4 protein-coding genes are annotated in these 1,810 nt (G+C 39.2%); all 4 read left to right on the top strand.

Annotation, left to right across the window (positions count from 1 at the left end; translation table 11 throughout):
- Positions 1–593, top strand: a 593-nt coding sequence (locus ABLT31_RS38510) for an ABC transporter substrate-binding protein (RefSeq protein WP_367760998.1), incomplete at its 5' end; no start/stop codon positions are given.
- Between the two features lie 193 nt (positions 594–786).
- Positions 787–981, top strand: a complete 195-nt coding sequence (locus tag ABLT31_RS38505) for a hypothetical protein (RefSeq protein ID WP_367760997.1) — start codon at positions 787–789, stop codon at positions 979–981.
- A gap of 311 nt (positions 982–1,292) precedes the next feature.
- The gene (locus ABLT31_RS38500) at positions 1,293–1,424 is read left to right on the top strand and encodes a hypothetical protein (RefSeq protein WP_367760996.1); all 132 of its coding nucleotides are present in this window, start codon (positions 1,293–1,295) and stop codon (positions 1,422–1,424) included.
- On the top strand, positions 1,421–1,810 hold a 390-nt coding region (locus ABLT31_RS38495; RefSeq protein WP_367760995.1), incomplete at its 3' end, for a glycine betaine ABC transporter substrate-binding protein. The genes ABLT31_RS38500 and ABLT31_RS38495, both read left to right, overlap by 4 nt.

The raw sequence follows: 1,810 nt of genomic DNA, 5'->3' as shown, positions 1-1,810 counted from the left end.
AGGAGGATGGCAAAAAGGGCTTGATTTGGCTTCCACGCTCTGACTTTGATAGCTCATGGGTCATTCTGATGAGGGAGGACCTCGCGAAAAATTTGAACATACAAACGATTAGTGACCTGGCGAGGTATACGAATCAAGAAAATGTAGAAATTGAATTCCAATCTATGAAATTTGCCATCAATGAGGAGTTTTTGCGAAGAGAAGATGGGGTAAAAAGGCTGAACGAGGTTTACGGTTTTTCTATCAAAGATGAAAATGTCCTTGCGGTAGAGAATAATCTATTGTCTCAGGCTGTCAAGGAATCAAGGGTTCAAGTGGCCGTGGGATGGGTGGCTGACAGCAGAATCAAGAAGTATCAGCTAACAACACTTGAAGATGACCGTAATGTTTTTCCGCCCTATCATGTTGCTCCGATCATAAAGAAAGAGACAAGGGATTCCCATCCGGAGATTGAAAAGCTATTGGATAAGATATCAAAAAAGGTAAACAATGAAGTGATGATAGACCTTACTTATAAGGTCGAGGTTTTGCATCAAGATGTGTTCTTCGTGGCAAGAGAGTTTCTGAAGGAAAACAATTTGTTAAAGAAGTAGAGGAAAGATCCCGTTGTCTGGGATCTTTTTCGTTTGGATAGATAATTCCTAATTGTGTTGACAATTTTTATAATCATGATTATAATGTAATCAAAGGCTGTGTTAAGCCTGCATCGTAATTCCTCCAACTTAGTTTTACTCAGGCGCCTACGCGCCTATTTTTTTTAAGATTTAGAGAAAGGGAGGGCCTTTAATGGACTTCATTCAAGAGCATCGATGCATTCATTGCCAAGAATTGATGGGATGGAAAATTTCTTTCCTTGATGAAACGGATGAGATGCATTGGTTTGTGGGAGGAAGGAAAGATCAACATCTTGAGGATTGGGATGATGAGAAACTCATCGTTTTTTGCCAGCATTGTGATATGCAGAATTTATTCACCGGATAAAACTTCGTCTCCGCCACAGTCTTTATTGACTTGTGGACGGAGACTTTTTTTATACTATAAAAATTTATAACTTCGTTACATGATTTGGATAGCGCGAGGAAAACTTGTTGACGCAGTACTAAAGCTTGGCGTCAGCCAAGTTTTCTGGTTGGTGTTGAGATTGGATATAGTGTAGAAAAATTCTACAACGGATTGGATAAAATACTTACGTTATTTTTTGAAATACAGCAATATAAAGTATCTGTGAGGATGGCATGAATTTTGCATCATTAAATTTTAAAAGTAAAGGAATTGGAGAGGAGTCAAATACCATGGATAAACGCCTAGAGATAGAATTGCATTCCTGCGTCAAACTTCTTTTAAAAAACCCGCCAGAGGAAGAGCGAGCGAAATTATATGAAAGACTTTTTCAAGTATTTCAGAGGCTCGGCATCTCCGTATGAAATATGTCTCATATAAATGGTTGATTATTTTATTTATTCTAATTGGTTGGCTTATCCCATGGGAGGATCTAAGCTATAGCAAAGAATCCAGCAGTAATACAGGTCCTGCTCCTGCTTCGGAGCGAGCCATTATGATCGGGGCGAAGACAGGAACCATTTCTATTTTATTGATGAAGGTAACAGGGATCTACTTAAAGGACCAAGGCTATACCGTAAAGGAAATCACCTTTGCTGATTCTAAGCTGCTTCGTGCTGCATTGGAAGCCGGTGTCATTGATTTGTATTGGGAATCCACGTATCTGGCCATGAATCCCCCAAAAGAAAATGTTGATTTAGTTGATCCGGACATGGTTTACCAAGAATTAATGGAAGAAGATAGGACAAGG

Source organism: Ammoniphilus soli (assembly GCF_040813775.1).
Note: the sequence above shows the minus strand (reverse complement) of the source record. Positions and strands in the feature narration are given on the sequence as shown.

Bases quoted from the DNA above. Each gene is read 5' to 3' on its own strand.
- ABLT31_RS38505 (WP_367760997.1), top strand. From the start codon at position 787: ATGGACTTCATTCAAGAGCATCGATGCATTCATTGCCAAGAATTGATG.
- ABLT31_RS38500 (WP_367760996.1), top strand. From the start codon at position 1,293: ATGGATAAACGCCTAGAGATAGAATTGCATTCCTGCGTCAAACTTCTT.